The sequence below is a fragment of the Vibrio sp. Vf1514 genome (assembly GCF_052076135.1).
Taxonomy (GTDB): Bacteria; Pseudomonadota; Gammaproteobacteria; order Enterobacterales; family Vibrionaceae; genus Vibrio; species Vibrio furnissii.
Genome location: NZ_CP197268.1, coordinates 170,477 through 185,267, shown reverse-complemented (window position 1 = coordinate 185,267; position 14,791 = coordinate 170,477). Strand labels below are relative to the sequence as shown.

The 14,791-nt window shown below is 44.6% G+C and carries 15 protein-coding genes; 9 read left to right on the top strand and 6 right to left on the bottom strand.

Annotated features, from left to right (window positions below):
• Positions 1 to 28 precede the first annotated feature (28 nt).
• The 3 genes from dkgB to ACS18Q_RS15635 form a co-directional block, all read right to left on the bottom strand.
• The gene (gene dkgB, locus ACS18Q_RS15645) at positions 29 to 829 is read right to left on the bottom strand and encodes a 2,5-didehydrogluconate reductase DkgB (RefSeq protein WP_004727217.1); all 801 of its coding nucleotides are present in this window, start codon (positions 827 to 829) and stop codon (positions 29 to 31) included.
• Positions 830 to 867: 38 nt separating this feature from the next.
• Complete coding sequence (locus ACS18Q_RS15640) at positions 868 to 1,968, bottom strand: alkene reductase (RefSeq protein WP_158141547.1); 1,101 nt, start codon at positions 1,966 to 1,968, stop codon at positions 868 to 870.
• Positions 1,969 to 2,117: 149 nt separating this feature from the next.
• Positions 2,118 to 2,999 carry a LysR substrate-binding domain-containing protein gene (locus ACS18Q_RS15635; protein WP_441257961.1) on the bottom strand — a complete coding sequence of 294 codons (882 nt, stop codon included), beginning with the start codon at positions 2,997 to 2,999 and terminating at the stop codon, positions 2,118 to 2,120.
• 140 nt (positions 3,000 to 3,139) lie between these two features.
• Here ACS18Q_RS15635 and ACS18Q_RS15630 point away from each other — a divergent pair, with 140 nt between their 5' ends.
• Positions 3,140 to 4,321, top strand: a complete 1,182-nt coding sequence (locus ACS18Q_RS15630) for an MFS transporter (RefSeq protein WP_154179339.1) — start codon at positions 3,140 to 3,142, stop codon at positions 4,319 to 4,321.
• A gap of 101 nt (positions 4,322 to 4,422) precedes the next feature.
• A complete protein-coding gene (locus tag ACS18Q_RS15625) occupies positions 4,423 to 4,968 on the top strand; it encodes a nucleotidyltransferase family protein (protein WP_441257960.1) in 546 nt (181 codons plus the stop codon).
• A 52-nt stretch (positions 4,969 to 5,020) separates the two neighbouring features.
• On the opposite strand, the gene ACS18Q_RS15620 is transcribed toward ACS18Q_RS15625, so the two are convergent.
• Entirely contained in the window at positions 5,021 to 5,974 is a 954-nt protein-coding gene (locus ACS18Q_RS15620) for a DMT family transporter (RefSeq protein ID WP_172562763.1), read from the bottom strand.
• 104 nt (positions 5,975 to 6,078) lie between these two features.
• On the opposite strand from ACS18Q_RS15620, the gene ACS18Q_RS15615 reads away from it, so the two are divergent.
• Both ACS18Q_RS15615 and ACS18Q_RS15610 read left to right on the top strand, forming a co-directional pair.
• On the top strand, positions 6,079 to 6,870 hold the full coding sequence (locus ACS18Q_RS15615; RefSeq protein ID WP_075989818.1) for an AraC family transcriptional regulator: 792 nt from the start codon (positions 6,079 to 6,081) through the stop codon (positions 6,868 to 6,870).
• Positions 6,871 to 6,957: 87 nt separating this feature from the next.
• Positions 6,958 to 7,332, top strand: coding sequence for a rhodanese-like domain-containing protein (locus ACS18Q_RS15610; protein WP_004727224.1), 375 nt, complete (start codon positions 6,958 to 6,960; stop codon positions 7,330 to 7,332).
• Positions 7,333 to 7,343: 11 nt separating this feature from the next.
• On the opposite strand, the gene ACS18Q_RS15605 is transcribed toward ACS18Q_RS15610, so the two are convergent.
• Positions 7,344 to 8,294 carry an OmpA family protein gene (locus ACS18Q_RS15605; RefSeq protein ID WP_441257959.1) on the bottom strand — a complete coding sequence of 317 codons (951 nt, stop codon included), beginning with the start codon at positions 8,292 to 8,294 and terminating at the stop codon, positions 7,344 to 7,346.
• A gap of 231 nt (positions 8,295 to 8,525) precedes the next feature.
• On the opposite strand from ACS18Q_RS15605, the gene ACS18Q_RS15600 reads away from it, so the two are divergent.
• Genes ACS18Q_RS15600 through ACS18Q_RS15580 form a run of 5 tightly spaced genes read left to right on the top strand, consistent with a single transcriptional unit; the run spans position 8,526 to position 13,623 of the window.
• A complete protein-coding gene (locus tag ACS18Q_RS15600) occupies positions 8,526 to 9,077 on the top strand; it encodes a fimbrial protein (protein WP_148228015.1) in 552 nt (183 codons plus the stop codon).
• A gap of 41 nt (positions 9,078 to 9,118) precedes the next feature.
• On the top strand, positions 9,119 to 11,566 hold the full coding sequence (locus tag ACS18Q_RS15595) for a fimbria/pilus outer membrane usher protein (protein WP_441257958.1): 2,448 nt from the start codon (positions 9,119 to 9,121) through the stop codon (positions 11,564 to 11,566).
• Positions 11,559 to 12,272, top strand: a complete 714-nt coding sequence (locus tag ACS18Q_RS15590) for a fimbrial biogenesis chaperone (RefSeq protein WP_441257957.1) — start codon at positions 11,559 to 11,561, stop codon at positions 12,270 to 12,272. The genes ACS18Q_RS15595 and ACS18Q_RS15590 overlap by 8 nt, the downstream gene beginning before the upstream one ends.
• A complete protein-coding gene (locus tag ACS18Q_RS15585; RefSeq protein WP_441257956.1) occupies positions 12,214 to 12,756 on the top strand; it encodes a fimbrial protein in 543 nt (180 codons plus the stop codon). The genes ACS18Q_RS15590 and ACS18Q_RS15585 overlap by 59 nt, the downstream gene beginning before the upstream one ends.
• 6 nt (positions 12,757 to 12,762) lie before the next feature.
• On the top strand, positions 12,763 to 13,623 hold the full coding sequence (locus tag ACS18Q_RS15580) for a hypothetical protein (protein ID WP_172562757.1): 861 nt from the start codon (positions 12,763 to 12,765) through the stop codon (positions 13,621 to 13,623).
• Here ACS18Q_RS15580 and ACS18Q_RS15575 read toward each other — a convergent pair.
• The gene (locus tag ACS18Q_RS15575) at positions 13,620 to 14,771 is read right to left on the bottom strand and encodes a winged helix-turn-helix domain-containing protein (protein WP_441257955.1); all 1,152 of its coding nucleotides are present in this window, start codon (positions 14,769 to 14,771) and stop codon (positions 13,620 to 13,622) included. The genes ACS18Q_RS15580 and ACS18Q_RS15575 overlap by 4 nt on opposite strands.
• Between the last annotated feature and the right edge of the window lie 20 nt (positions 14,772 to 14,791).

The window sequence follows — 14,791 nt, the reverse complement described above, 5'->3', positions numbered from 1 at the left end:
GAGAACGCCGGTTTTTTTGCCAAGCGGCTTAGTCCCACTCAGGCGCAAAGTCTGGATTAGCCAAACGATGGTTGCGATCCAGCGTCGCAATGCGCGCCATGTCATCGTCACTCAACGTCACGTTCACATACGCCAGATTGCTCTCGATATTGGCACGTTTGGTCGACGATGGAATGGTGACAAACGCGTTGGCTGCCATCCACGCCAGCACCACTTGCGCTGGTGTGGCTTGATGCGCGGCGGCAATCTCTTGAATCACAGCGTCTTTTAGCACCTCACCGTAAGCAAATGGCATGTAGCCAGTCACGATGATGTTGTGCGCGCGGCAAAACGCCACCACTGCACGGTTTTGCAGGTAAGGGTGCACTTCCACTTGGTTGGTGTAAATCACGCCTTCACCAAGGATCTCAATCGCCTGTTGCATCTGCGCAACGGTAAAGTTCGACACACCAATCTGTTTTGCTAGGCCCAGATCCTGCGCAGCTTTGAGGCATTGCAGGTACTCGTCCATCGCCACGGCGTTGTCTTTGAGCGGCCAGTGGATCAGCAGTAAATCGACATAATCGGTTTGCAAGTCACTCAGGCTCTGTTTCAAGCTTGGCAAGAAGGACGCTTGACCCAGTTTATCCGTCCAGATTTTGGTGGTCAGAAACAGCGTTTCGCGTGCCACACCGGAAGCGGCGATCGCTTCACCCACTTCTTTTTCGTTGCCGTAAATCTGCGCAGTGTCGATGTGGCGGTAACCCGCCTCCAGCGCCATGGTGACCGAATGAAACGCGTCTTCCCCTTTCAGGCGGAAGGTGCCCGCACCAAGCTGAGGTATCTTCATGGTTAACTTTCCTTTCTCTTCATTTTTATGGGTATACGTTACGCAGCGCTGTAGGTTGGGTAGTCGATCAACCCTTTCTCTGCGCCGCCGAACAGGGTGTCTGGGTCGTGTTTTGCCCACGGTTGGCCCAACTGAATGCGCGCCGGTAAATCGGGGTTGGCGACAAACGGACGACCAAAGCCAATCAAATCAGCCAAGCCCGATTGCACTGCTTGTTCAGCGCGTTCGGCGGTGTATTTACCGGCGTAAATAATCGCGCCAGAAAACACATCGCGCAGCGCACGTTTAAAGTCTTGAGGCATCAGCGGCGCATCTTCCCAGTCGGCTTCCGCAATGTGCAGATAGGCAATGTCGTGCTGGTTAAGCAGTTTGGCTGCCGCCACGTACGTCTCTTCTGGGTGATCATCCACCGTACCATTGAGCGTGGTCAGAGGCGCCAGTCGAACGCCGACGCGATCCGCGCCAATCGCGTCACACAGCGCGGTCACCACTTCGTCTAAAAAGCGCAGGCGGTTGGTTAAGCTGCCGCCGTATTCATCGGTGCGATGGTTCGATTGTGAGTCAATGAATTGGTTGATCAGGTAGCCGTTCGCCGCGTGCAGTTCAATACCGTCAAAGCCCGCCAGCAACGCATTTTTAGCCGCCTGACCAAACTGAGCCACCACGTGTTGGATGTCGTCATGGGTCATTTCGCGCGGTTCAACCACATCGACAAATCCCGGTGCATCGGTGCCGTTATCGATGAAGACTTTGACGTTTTCCGCCTTGATGGGCGAGGCCGAAATCGGCTGCTCGCCGCCGATGTTGTCAGGGTGCGTCACGCGGCCAACATGCCACAATTGCGCGAACATCAAGCCGCCTTCGGCGTGCACGGCGTCGGTCACTTTGCGCCAACCGGCGATTTGCTCGTCGCTGTAAATCCCCGGTGTCCAAGCATAACCTTTGCCCATCGGTGAAATTTGGGTGCCTTCACCAATGATCAATCCGGCGCTGGCACGTTGGGCGTAGTATGTTGCCATCATATCATTGGCAACATCACCCGGCTGCGAAGCACGCGAACGGGTCATCGGCGGCATCACAATGCGATTTGCTAAACGAAAACGGCCCACTTGCAGTGGTTGGAATAGAGCGTTAGTCATACGGTTCCCCTTCATGAGTCAGGCGAGAGGCTCGGATGGTTTGTCACGCACCAGAGTCACTCAGCGATGGAACCATGCTAATCGCCTGATAGCATGAAATTAAGTCGCAAACAGACAAAACATTTTTGTCCGATTTGCAAAAGTGGCGGTCAGAGGTTGAATTTGGGTTGAATGAAGTCGATGAAGGCCGAAATGCGACGCGCCACATTAGACGATTTGTAATACACCGCATTGATGAATTCGCGATCCGAATTCAGCTTGCGGTGCGAATCCAACAGCGCCACCAAACGCCCGGCGGCGATGTCTTCTTTGACCATAAAGCCCGACAAACAGGCAATGCCATTGCCGGCAATCACCAACTGACGCACTGTTTCGCCGCTGCTACATGCAATCGTTGGTTCGATAAACTCGGTGCCATTGAGCGGCCAGATATTCAAGGTGCGTGGCGCGGTGAAGCCAACGATATCGTGCTGATGCAACTCTTGCGGCGTGGTTGGGAACCCGCGCTGAGCGAGGTAATCCGGCGACGCCACAACATACAAAGCACTTTTCCCCAACGGCCGTGCATGCAAAGTCGAATCATTGAGTTTCCCGATACGAATCGCCACATCGGTGCGCTTTTCCAACAAATCGACAAAGCCTTCGTTGGAGGTCAGTTCCAGATCAATATCGGGATACGCGGCGTGAAATTCACGCACCAAGGGTGCCAGCTGATGGAGCATAAATGGGCTGGCCGCATCAACGCGTAGTTTGCCTTTGGGCAACTCGCCACGAGAGACGATGTCCTCTTCGGCCTGACGCAACTGTTGTAACCCGGCGCGTACCGATTCCACAAAGCGCTTACCCTCTTCGGTCAGCTCCAGCCGCCGCGTGGTGCGATTTAAAATCGTGATGCTCAGTTGCTGCTCCAACCGACTGACGGCACGCGACACTTTCGCCACCTGCACATCCATCACTTCCGCCGCTTGCGAAAAGCTGCCGCTATCTACCACCGTGATGAGAATTTCCAAATCGTCCGAACGAGTCAGCATACGCACTCCATTTATTGCAAAAATCACAAAATTGTTTTGCCAATACTAGCGTTTTTCGCAAATAAAAGCTCATGAATAATGCACGCCATCGCACAGCTCGCTTCACGTCACTGACGCTGAAGCACAACGAGGAAACTGTTATGCCCATTGCTCTATTAGCTCTTACGCTCAGTGCGTTTGCCATCGGCACCACTGAGTTTGTCATCGTCGGCTTGATCCCGACCATGGCCCATGATCTGAATGTCTCACTCCCTTCGGCCGGTTTACTGGTCAGCCTATATGCGTTGGGCGTCGCCATCGGCGCGCCCGTGCTCACCGCCTTAACCGGTAGCTGGAACCGTAAACGTGTCCTGCTGTCTGTCATGGCACTATTTGTGGTCGGCAACGTGCTTGCTTGGCAATCTCCGGGTTACTCCACCTTGATTCTGGCCCGCATTTTGACTGGCCTTGCGCACGGGGTGTTCTTCTCGATTGGTTCCACCATCGCCACCGGACTGGTCTCCAAAGACAAAGCCGCCAGCGCGATTGCAATCATGTTTACCGGCCTGACCGTCGCTCTCGTCACCGGTGTGCCACTGGGAACTTACATCGGCCAGACCTTGGGTTGGCAAACCACCTTTTTGATCGTCGCGATTTTGGGTCTATTGGCTTTGATCGGAAGCGCATTTTTGGTGCCAAGCAACCTGCCGCAGCCACCACGAACTTCATTGACCGAGCAGGCCAAAGTACTGGCACAGCCTCGCCTTCTGCTGGTGTTTGCCATCACCGCACTGGGTTACGGCGGCACCTTCACAGCCTTTACTTTCATCGCGCCAATTCTAGAAAACGTCTCTGGTTTTGCGTCAACCACCATCAGTATTTTGATGCTGGTGTACGGCGCCTCCGTTGCGGTGGGTAACATTTGGGGTGGCAAACTGGCCGACAAACATGGTCCGACTCGCGCGCTGACCATCATTTTTGCTGGCTTGAGCCTGATTCTACTGCTGTTCACCTTTGCTGCGCCGCACCCTGTCGCTGCCGTGCTGATGGTCCTGATTTGGGGTGCTTTCGCTTTCGGTAACGTCCCTGGCTTGCAAGTGTATGTGGTGAAACTGGCGGAACACTACACACCGAAAGCCGTTGATGTGGCATCGGGATTGAACATCGCTGCCTTTAACGTCGGCATTGCGCTCGGTTCATGGGGCGGCAGTATTGTGGTGAAACAATCTGGATTGATGAGCACGCCATGGGTCGGCGCAATCATTGTCGCCGTCGCGTTGCTGCTCACCCGCTGGAGCCATCGCTTGGACCAACGTCAACCCGAGATTGCTCGCTCACTGTAACGGTCATTCATCAAACCCAAGCCCTCATTTGAGGGCTTTTTTTATTGGTTTCCTGCCACGTCGTTTTACAATGTCACTCTGTATTTTTACTGGCTACCCCGATGAATGCTCTCTGCCGAACCGACACTCTGCTGCGCCAAGACGACTTGCGCATGCGCTGCCTGCGTGCGGTGCAATCGCTCAATCTGCCCGATGCTTATCTCGGCGCCGGATTTCTGCGCAACGCCATCTGGGATGCGCTGCATGACAAGCGTGAGATGACGCCACTCAACGATGTGGATGTGGTTTACTTTGACCGTGATGATTGCTCACTCGATACCGAGCAGCAGTGGCAACGTCAACTCCATCACTTGGTGCCCGAGATTCGCTGGGAAGTGCGTAATCAGGCGCGCATGCACCTCAAACAGGGGTACGCACCGTACGTCAGTTGCGGCGATGGGATTGCCCGTTGGGTGGAAGTGCCAACGTGTGTCGGCGTGCGACTGGAAGCCGATGGCCACCTGCACTTTTTTGCACCCTTTGGCCTGGAAGAAAACTGGTCGTTGCAGGTGCGCATCAATCCCGATTTTCCCCAGCCTGAGGTCTTTCAGCGGCGAATCGCGACCAAGCGCTGGCTGACGATTTGGCCAAAATTGCGTGTGAAGTAAAAACGGCCCACCTCATGGGTGAGCCGCGCAATCCGTTCATCGGGTTTATCCCTTAATCGGGTTTGATGGTGGGGTTGAGGCTGACTCGGCGACGCGTCAGCAGCTGCTTGATCCAGCCATGACCACTGACCAGCACAATGCCGCCAATCACCATCACGGAACCATACAAGAATCCCGCTTCGATTTTCTCACCGAGAATCAATGCGCCCAACACCACGCCATACAGCGGGGTCATAAACGACAGTACGCCAAGGCGCGAGGCGATGTACGTATTGAGCATCCAGAACCAAACCAGAAAGCCGCCAAACGAAATAATCAAGGTTTGAAACGCGACACTGGCGAGCGCCAATGGCGTTGGATTGATGGCCGTTTGATCCATCCAAATGGCCGCGCCAATCAGCACCACAAACGCCACCACCAATTGATAAAGCAAGGTTTGCTCGGAAGAGACATTGGCCAGTTTCGAGCTGCGAATCAGCACCGTGGTCAATCCCCATGAGACACCCGCCAGCAGCGCCAAAAAATCGCCCCACAGCATGTCGGGCTGCGTGGACACCGCTGCGCCCGGATGCCACAAAAACGCCACCGCAATCCCGGCAAATGCGAGCAAAATGCCACACCATTGCACGGGCGACAGACGCTCCGAATCAATCAGAAAATGGAGGATCAACGCGCTGAACACCGGCGAGGTATAGAGGAAAATCACTGCGTGCGATGCCGAGGTGTAACGCAGCGCTTCGCCAAGAAACAGGTATTCGAGTGCAAACAGGGTGCCCACCGCCAATCCGGGCTTCCAGTTACCATCGGCAAACACCAGTTTTTTACCGCGCAGCAACACATACGCCATCACCAAAACAGCCGCAATGCCCGAGCGCATCCCAATTTGCAAGATCGGGGCAATGTCGTTGCCGGTGGATTTTAGTGCAATTTGCTGCAAGCCCATGGTGAAACAGAACACCACCATGATGCCGAGCGCCATGCCATCGATTGGTTTGCGCGACGTCATTCTTGTTATCCATATGATTGATGATGGCTACATTATGCGTTGTCGTGATTCAGACATATAGCTAGAATCTGACAACGCATAGCGTTGATGTGACAGAGTGACCCATGAGTATTTTAACCAAACAGCTGCATACCCCACCGTTCAGCACCACATTGCCTGCGCCATTGGTGTTTCGCACTGCTTGTATGCCTGCCGATGCGGCCTATCCGCGCCATAGCCACCCTTGGGGCGAATTCGTTTACTCGTTCAGCGGGGTGATGGAAGTGAAAGTGGGTAGCCGCCAGTATTTGACACCATCACAATATGGTTTGTGGCTGCCGCCGAATGTTGAACATCAAGGGCTCAACCGCTACGAAACCTGCCACAGTTCGCTGTATGTGGATGAAAGTTTGTGCCATCACATGCCGCAGCACACCTGCGCGCTGGAAATCAGTCCGTTGGTGATCGCGCTGCTGGAGCATCTGCGTCAAACGCCAATCACGCCGCCCTACCGTGACGAGGAGTTTCGCTTGTTGCAAGTGTTGGTCGAACAGCTGACCCACGCCACACCGATTGGCAGCTACCTGCCCACCTCAACCGACCCACTGCTTAGCAAAGTACTGACGTGGCTGGAGCAAGATCCCGCCAGCAACGCCTCATTGCAAACATTGGCCAAGCAAGCCCATACCACGGAACGCACCCTGATGCGCCGCGCTCAGCGCGATTTAGGCATCTCGGTGTCGGAATGGCGTCAGCGCCTGCGCGTGGTGAAAGCCATGCCAATGCTCGAAGCAGGCGATAAAGTGGAGAACATCGCTCATGATCTCGGCTACGCCAGCGCGTCCGCCTTCATTGCCATGTTCCGCCGTTTGATGGGCGTCACGCCCGACGAATACCGGCGCAATCTCGGGGCCTGAAGAACCTAAATTGGAATCGGCATCATGGAGAAACCGCGCGCTATCGCCCATAATCAGCTCATCGGAAACCTCACAAGGAAGAAGAGTATGTCAACCTTTCACTGGAAAGCGGCGTGTTTAGCGCTGCTTTTGGCCCTGCCCGCGGCGCCATTGCTGGCATCTGAGCGCTCTGAACTGGCATGGCAAATGATTGATAGCGGCGCTTTGGTGGTCGATGTGCGCACGCCGGATGAGTTTGCCGAAGGCCATGTGGAGAACGCCCACAATATTCCGCTCAGTGATGTCGCGACTGGGTTTGCGGCGATTGATAAAGACCAACCGATCGTGGTCTATTGTCGCAGCGGAAACCGCTCCGCCATGGCGATGCAAGCGCTGCTAGAACAAGGCTTTACCAACGTGCACAACGGCGGCGGCCTAACCGAAATGCAAAACACCCGCTTAGAGCTGACGCCGCTTAATTAAAGCATATGTGGTTATATACTCAGAATCATCTCCACTCTACGGTTTTTCTTCCGTTGCTCCAAAATCGCATTATTCGCAATGGGCTCAGAATCGCCTCTGGCTTCAATGACGATTTGCTCTGGGTCGACACCTAACTCCACTAAAATATTTGAAATAGTCACCGCCCTTCTGAGAGACAAAGCATAGTTATATTGGTTTGAGCCTTGATTATCAGCATGACCGACCAAAAGCACTTTTATACGGCTATCTTTAGAAATACAATCGATCACCTTAGAATAAACAAAAACATCATCCAGTGCCTCATAGTGAATATCAAATCCGAAGTGGAAGGCGTACTGTCCAGAGAGCATGTTTTCTATACTTTCAGCGCACATATCTTTGGGAATATGATATTCAATGGGGCTATTATTCATCATCAATTCGACCTGACTACTATCAATAACCATTTCAGCTGGTCTCGATTGCAATATATCACTAGTAACAACTTGATTGTCCACCGGGAAATAGTAATTCACACCAAGTGATATCATATTCATTTTATGACCATCAACAGCATCACCTTTAAATATGTACTGATTATCAAGATGTAACCTAACATTTGAATCAACATTTAAGGCGAGTCCAATACTACCCCCTTTCGAAAAATCCATGTCATGTTCATAAACACCAAACCTTGTGTAGAAGTCCATATAATCATTGATAGGTATAGACATTTTTCCTGAAAAGCTCACCAAATTAGACAAATATTCAACACTGGTATTTCTGAAATGATGAAAACCTAACTCTGCAGAAAGATACCCTAAAAACTCTTCACCAACGACGCCTTGTAAATAACCGCTATTCCCACAATCAATACAATCATCAAAAGATGAAGCATTTCTTCCTGCATATCCTCCAATATATGTATTAGATTCAACATAAAAAGATGTAAATAACAAAAAACAAAAAACTAAACGGAACATAAAACCAAATTACCTATAGTAATACACTATTAATTCAAATCGTAACTAGTTGATTTTGTTGAATAATTTAAAGTAACTTTCTTTAACTACCTTTCCAAAGATCAATCAGTAAGATTCATCCTCGTCCAGTAAGGATATGAAAAACCGTTAGGCAGACACTTAACAACATAATTTAAAATTGGAAGCAGTCAAGCAACAAAAAATGTGTACTGTGTTTAGAGAAAAATAAATATGACTCATACTAAATTATTAATTTTACCAGCAATTATTTCAGTGTTTTTATCCACCACTGCGGTCGCAGATCCAAGCGCGGGAACGGGTACAATCACATTCTCTGGTGCAATTATTGATGCACCTTGCTATATCGCACCAGGAAGTGACGAACAAACAATTTCACTCGGTCAGGTCAATAAATCACTTCTGGCGTCAGGTGGTGAAACAGCGGATGTGCCATTTTCTATTAAATTAGAGGGCTGTGATCTAGACACGATAAAAAATGTAACGGTCACATTTAAGGGTGAACCTGCAGACACATCTAAAAAATCTCTCGCAATTAATGGAACAGCATCAGGCGCTGCCGTTGCACTGATGGAATTTGAAGGTGACAGAATTACACTTGGTCAGCCGACCAATAACATTAATCTTGTTGATGGATCCAATGAACTGAAGTTCAAAGCAAAAATGACAGGTGTACAAATCCCTAACGGTGAAGGTGTTGAACTTGCACCAATTAATGTCGGTAACTTTACTGCAGTAACCGACTTCATCTTAGAATATAACTAATAAAAAAATGACAGGGATGTCAGATAAATAAGAGTTATACAATGACACATATTCACCCACGTTTGTTACTAATACTGGCGTTATTGGCTCCAATAATTCAGGCAACTGAGTTCAATCTAGATCTGCTCAGTACTGAAGAAAAGCAGTCTATTGATTTTTCAAAATTTGAATCAGATAACTTCATATTTCCTGGTAAATACGAACTCAGTATATATGTCAATAATGTTAATACTGCCAGAATGCTTAATATCAATATCTATGAATCATTGATATCGGGTACTTACGTATGCATTGATAATGAACTCGTTGATTTAATTGGAATGAAAACAACAATTAAAGATGCGATCATCTTTGATGAGCAAGGATGTATGAATTCCGAACTATTCGATATACATACCGACGTATCTCTAGTCAACGACAGCCTGACTGTAACGATACCAAAGCAAAACTTGGAATACAGTGATAGTTACTGGGACCCGTCGGAACGCTGGGTTACCGGAGAGACAGGGTTAATCATTGATTACAATACTAACTTTAGCCATCGTAAATCCACCGACGGAACATCAAAAAATTCTTCTGCTTATGGTGTTGCCGGGCTAAATTTCGACCGTTGGCGATTCAGAACGGAGTGGCAAACTTCAACACGCAGTAACTCGGGCAATAGCGAACACACTGGATTAGTTGCCAACCGATATTATGCTTATACCGACATCAAAACACTTGAAAGTCGAGTAACAATTGGTGAATCAACGCTCACATCAAAAATATTCGACAACTTTTTATATCAAGGCATAAGCCTGACCACGAACGAATCCATGATTCCACCGCACCTTCGTGGTTACGCACCTGTGATATCGGGTTTTGCGCAAACAAACGCAAAAGTGATCGTGACACAAAACAATCGAATTCTCTACGAAACGACCGTACCACAAGGATTCTTTAGAATAGAAGACCTCGATAGGCAAATCAGTGGCAAACTGGATATTCGAATTGAAGAGGCTGATGGGAGTGTACAAGAATTCACCTACAATACATCATCAATACCTTATTTAACTCGACCAGGAACACTACGATACAACCTAACTGTGGGGCAACCCAATGATAATCAGCATAATAAGATAGCATCTGGTTTTTTATTTGGTGAGACATCTTGGGGAGTTAACAATGGTTGGTCACTTTACAATGGTATCATCGCTAGTGACTACTATAGTAATTTTGCGATTGGCACTGGTTGGGACTTAGATAATTTAGGAGCGGTCTCCTTTGACTGGAGTCATTCAAATTCTAAATATTCTTTTAATCAGCATTCCCACGCTCAAGGAAATTCTTATAAAATTAACTATTCAAAAGAATTTAGCGACTTATCTAGCCAAGTAACATTTGCAGGTTACAAATTTTCAGACAAGAACTACATGTCAATGCCTGATGCTATCAGTGCAAAAAGCAAAGATATTATCAATAAAAATGAGAAAGAGACTTATGTGATCGTGCTAAGTAAACAGTTTGATCAATCCAATCTTTCAACATTTATAGATTATACCAAAAACTCATATTGGGATAATGATTCCAATGAAAGATATAGTGTTTCTATATCTGGTTATACCGAGATGTTCGATGTAAAAAACATCAACTGGTCACTAATTGGTTATCGAACATATAGCGATATAAATTCAGAAAATGGGTATTACTTGAATATCTCTGTGCCACTAGGAAAGGCTCGAATGTCTTACCATAACTCTTCGTACGCAGGGAAGATGACACATAATGCGAGTTATTCCAGTAGGAACAATAATGACAACTATGTCATCACACTCAACAAAAATCGAGATATCAACGGAATTTCCGGTTACTACACACATGATTCAACCATGGCCAAAGTCGCAATAAATGGTAGTTCTTACTCTGACCATTCTCGAACAGAGAATATAAACATTCAAGGTGGACTAACAGCAACTAAGTATGGGGCAGTTCTACACAATAATTCCGTAGCAAACAGTAGTCGAATTTTTGTAACGACACCTAAAAGCAAAGACGTTCATATTGATGGTAATGGCATATCTAATCCAACAAATAGAAAAGGAAATGCCATCGTTAGTAATATCAATGCTTATAAACGAAGTTCAGTGTCAGTCGATGTCGATAATTTACCAGACAATACGGAGATATTAAGCAATTCTGTATCTACGTTTACGCTCACAGATGGTGCAATTGCCTACCATAAGTTTGACGTTCTACATGGTCAAAAAGGCATGATCAACATTCGACTAGAAAATGGCTCATATGTTCCGTTTTCATCAGTGATTGAAAATGGTGAAGGTCAATATATGGGTATGTTTACTGAGAATGGCAATGCGTATGTATCTGGTATAAATTTTGGTGAATATGCATACGTTAATCTAGATAACACAAATAGATGTCGCATCTATTTGGATGAGAACATATTTACAGAATATTATATTTGTAGAAAGGTAGATAACAACCATGAATAAATTATTTATGTCCACCCTGTGTGGCGCTATATTTTTCTCTCCTTGCTCATATTCAGCGATTGCGATAGATCGAACTAGAGCTATATTTTTAGAGGGAGAAAAATCCATCAGCTTAAAGATCCACAATTATAGTGAAAACGCACCATATTTAGTTCAAGCATGGGTGGATGATGGAAACGCTAAAAAAGATCGCTATTTCACAGCAATCCCTCCAATTCAGCGTGTTAACGAAAAATCTGACACGAAATTTAGAGTTGTGGACATCAACAGTCAATCTTTACCAAATGATCGTGAAAGTGTTCAGTACCTTAGTATTCGGGAAATTCCGCCAAAATCATCAAATGAAAACGTACTTCAAATATCCACACAAAGTCGAATAAAATTATTTTATCGACCAAAATCAATCTCTAGTTTGATGACTGATAACTATAGTCCATTAAATGAACTCACCGTATATTTTAGTGAACAAAAAATGTTGCTAGAAGATAATTCTCCGTTTCATATAACAATTAGTTCAATTGAAGATGAAAATAAAATAATTTATGACAAGGCTTTAATGATAAAACCATTTGAAAATATTTCTATAGATATAGAGAAAACCATTGACAGCAAAAAAACATTATTTATTACTTATATTGATGATTGGGGTGGAAAAAGAAAAGAGACTTTTTCTTGTAATTGGGGGAAATGCAAAATTGTCCAATAATTTTCCATTCTTCATATATTCAATTTATATTTTTTTTAGTCATCTATGCTTAGCCGACACAGAATATTTTCAGATTGAGTTCAAAGGAAAATTCACTGTTGAAACGTGCGCCTTACTTTCTGAAAGTGAGAATATTAATATACCATTTACCGATACAAAAATTGAATATTCAGAAAAAATATATTCTGAAATTATAGAGATAAAATTTCAAAACTGTGAACACACTAAATCCATAGATAATATTATATTTTATGGAAACACTTTAAATGAAACAGCAGAGTTGATTGAGACGTCTTTACAGGGATTAGCGATTGGATTAGAAAACATCGACGGATCAGAAGTGATATTTAACACTCCTAATGATTTAACAGATTTTCAATCAAATATCTTATTTTACAAGGCTTACATTGAACGCATAAAAAATGGTGATTTTCATGGTGGTGAATTTACTTCATCACTCACATTTGTAATAGAGTATAAGTAGCTGAATATGTTAAAAACAATAACACATATCATGACAATAATAACTATTATATTTTCAAACTTAACTTATGGCGGAGAGTTTATATATGTTCCGATGATCACTGGTGTCGGTAACTATGATTATCTTATGTGTCAGCACTGGTCTCTTCCCGTAACGGTCACCGGGATTCCTTATCCAAAAAGTGTCGTTGAAAGTTGGGCAAAACCAGCACCTGATGGAGACGGGAATATTGCAGGATTAACACATGTCAATTACGACGGACCTGGGTATTGGAACGTTTCAGGCGGACCTGCAGAAACTTATGTCTCAATCAAGAAAACCGACTCACTGATATCAGCTATTGAATTGTTATCAAAGCATTACGGCATCGAAAACGGTGGTTCAACCACACTCACTGTACAACACCATGGTGGTTGCCCACCGAACAATGAAAAAGAATGTTTAGGTATATTTTATTTCATTGGATGGATGATGAATACTAATTATTCATCATCTGAACCAGTAAAAAAGAATGTTGTTCCTAGTGGTTGTTACAATGTTCCGCCAACGACACATCGATGCTTATGGAAAAATAACAATTTAACCATTGATGTAGGTACATGGAGTGTACCTCACACGAGTGGAACCTCAGGAGAAAGAGATCTACAAATTGAATGTACTACAAATACAGACATAAAAATATCATGGGAAAACCCATCGACCCTTTTAGATGGAAGAATATCCATTACAATTAATGACAAAGAGAGCAATAAAATTCACTCAGTCAATAGCGGCATAAATGTCATAAAAATGAAGTACAACTACCAATTTCCTACACAACCTGGAGATGATTATGCCACTACGTTTTTACTCATTGACTATATTTAAATTATATTGCTAATCCCATGGAGATATATAATTTCACCGTTATAATTAGTAGAAAAATATATATCTCCATTTACTTTTTTGTAAAATAAATCGTTGTCAGACACTGGGATATTTAGAATATGTGAATAGTTTTTGAATAAGTCAAACCCATCTGGCAATTCTAGATTATAGCTTAAATTATACCGATTGGACTGATAATTACCTTTAATTTCATTCCCTTTTACATTTCCATTGCTATGATAACTTGCTATTTCCTGACCATCAGAAAGTTGAATTTTCACATGATTTTCTTGGTGATAAACATCTTTATTTATCTTGTAAAGCAGTGCTTTATTATATTTATAGATACAATCATCTAGTGACTTAAATTTAGAGTGACAATATACAGATGACTGGCCATATATAGACATCGTATCAGAAAATGCATTTTTTGTATGAACTAAGTTTCCATAATCGGATTCTACAATATCACTGATTTTTTTTACCCACTGATCTATTAGCTCAAAGTTGTCATTGTGGATTATATTTATAACGATAGCCGAAATATTAAAAATATGGATAGATAACATCTTGTCTGTAACTAATATGGTGGTACTCAATTTTCGTTCTTTTACTGCTGGAATATTATTAAATAAATATAAAATTTTTCCATAATCAACATCATTGTTATTTATGGAGTACAACGAAACAACATCATTACTGACTTTGTGAGAATAACTATCTTGATTATTATAATAGTCGCAGAGAAGGAACATTGTAATAGAAGCACTAATACCATAGTAAATGATATTTCTAACGCTCAGATGATTAATTCTATCTATGTGATTGATTTTATTCTCTATAAAAATAAGCACGGATACATCTTTTATATAATATCCTACAGTTGGAACTGTATAAATTACATCATCAAAACCTAAATTAGAAAACTTGCGCCTTAGAGAAAGAATATATTTATTTAAACTTGAATCAGCATTAATAGAATGGGGCCATACTGCTGATTTTAAATCACTTCTAGAAGAAATATGGCCAAGTTTACTTTTATCAAAAAGTTCTACTAACAGATGTTTTTCTTTGTTACTCAAGCGCTCTTTTATTTTTGTTTTATTGTTAATAATTATATTTTTTGTTGTGTCAAACTTAACTTTCATGTTCGTAATACTTCATTAAA

Coding starts and splice junctions, on each gene's coding strand:
- dkgB (WP_004727217.1), bottom strand. CDS start 829: ATGAAGATACCTCAGCTTGGTGCGGGCACCTTCCGCCTGAAAGGGGAA.
- ACS18Q_RS15640 (WP_158141547.1), bottom strand. CDS start 1,968: ATGACTAACGCTCTATTCCAACCACTGCAAGTGGGCCGTTTTCGTTTA.
- ACS18Q_RS15635 (WP_441257961.1), bottom strand. CDS start 2,999: ATGCTGACTCGTTCGGACGATTTGGAAATTCTCATCACGGTGGTAGAT.
- ACS18Q_RS15630 (WP_154179339.1), top strand. CDS start 3,140: ATGCCCATTGCTCTATTAGCTCTTACGCTCAGTGCGTTTGCCATCGGC.
- ACS18Q_RS15625 (WP_441257960.1), top strand. CDS start 4,423: ATGAATGCTCTCTGCCGAACCGACACTCTGCTGCGCCAAGACGACTTG.
- ACS18Q_RS15620 (WP_172562763.1), bottom strand. CDS start 5,974: ATGACGTCGCGCAAACCAATCGATGGCATGGCGCTCGGCATCATGGTG.
- ACS18Q_RS15615 (WP_075989818.1), top strand. CDS start 6,079: ATGAGTATTTTAACCAAACAGCTGCATACCCCACCGTTCAGCACCACA.
- ACS18Q_RS15610 (WP_004727224.1), top strand. CDS start 6,958: ATGTCAACCTTTCACTGGAAAGCGGCGTGTTTAGCGCTGCTTTTGGCC.
- ACS18Q_RS15605 (WP_441257959.1), bottom strand. CDS start 8,294: ATGTTCCGTTTAGTTTTTTGTTTTTTGTTATTTACATCTTTTTATGTT.
- ACS18Q_RS15600 (WP_148228015.1), top strand. CDS start 8,526: ATGACTCATACTAAATTATTAATTTTACCAGCAATTATTTCAGTGTTT.
- ACS18Q_RS15595 (WP_441257958.1), top strand. CDS start 9,119: ATGACACATATTCACCCACGTTTGTTACTAATACTGGCGTTATTGGCT.
- ACS18Q_RS15590 (WP_441257957.1), top strand. CDS start 11,559: ATGAATAAATTATTTATGTCCACCCTGTGTGGCGCTATATTTTTCTCT.
- ACS18Q_RS15580 (WP_172562757.1), top strand. CDS start 12,763: ATGTTAAAAACAATAACACATATCATGACAATAATAACTATTATATTT.
- ACS18Q_RS15575 (WP_441257955.1), bottom strand. CDS start 14,771: ATGAAAGTTAAGTTTGACACAACAAAAAATATAATTATTAACAATAAA.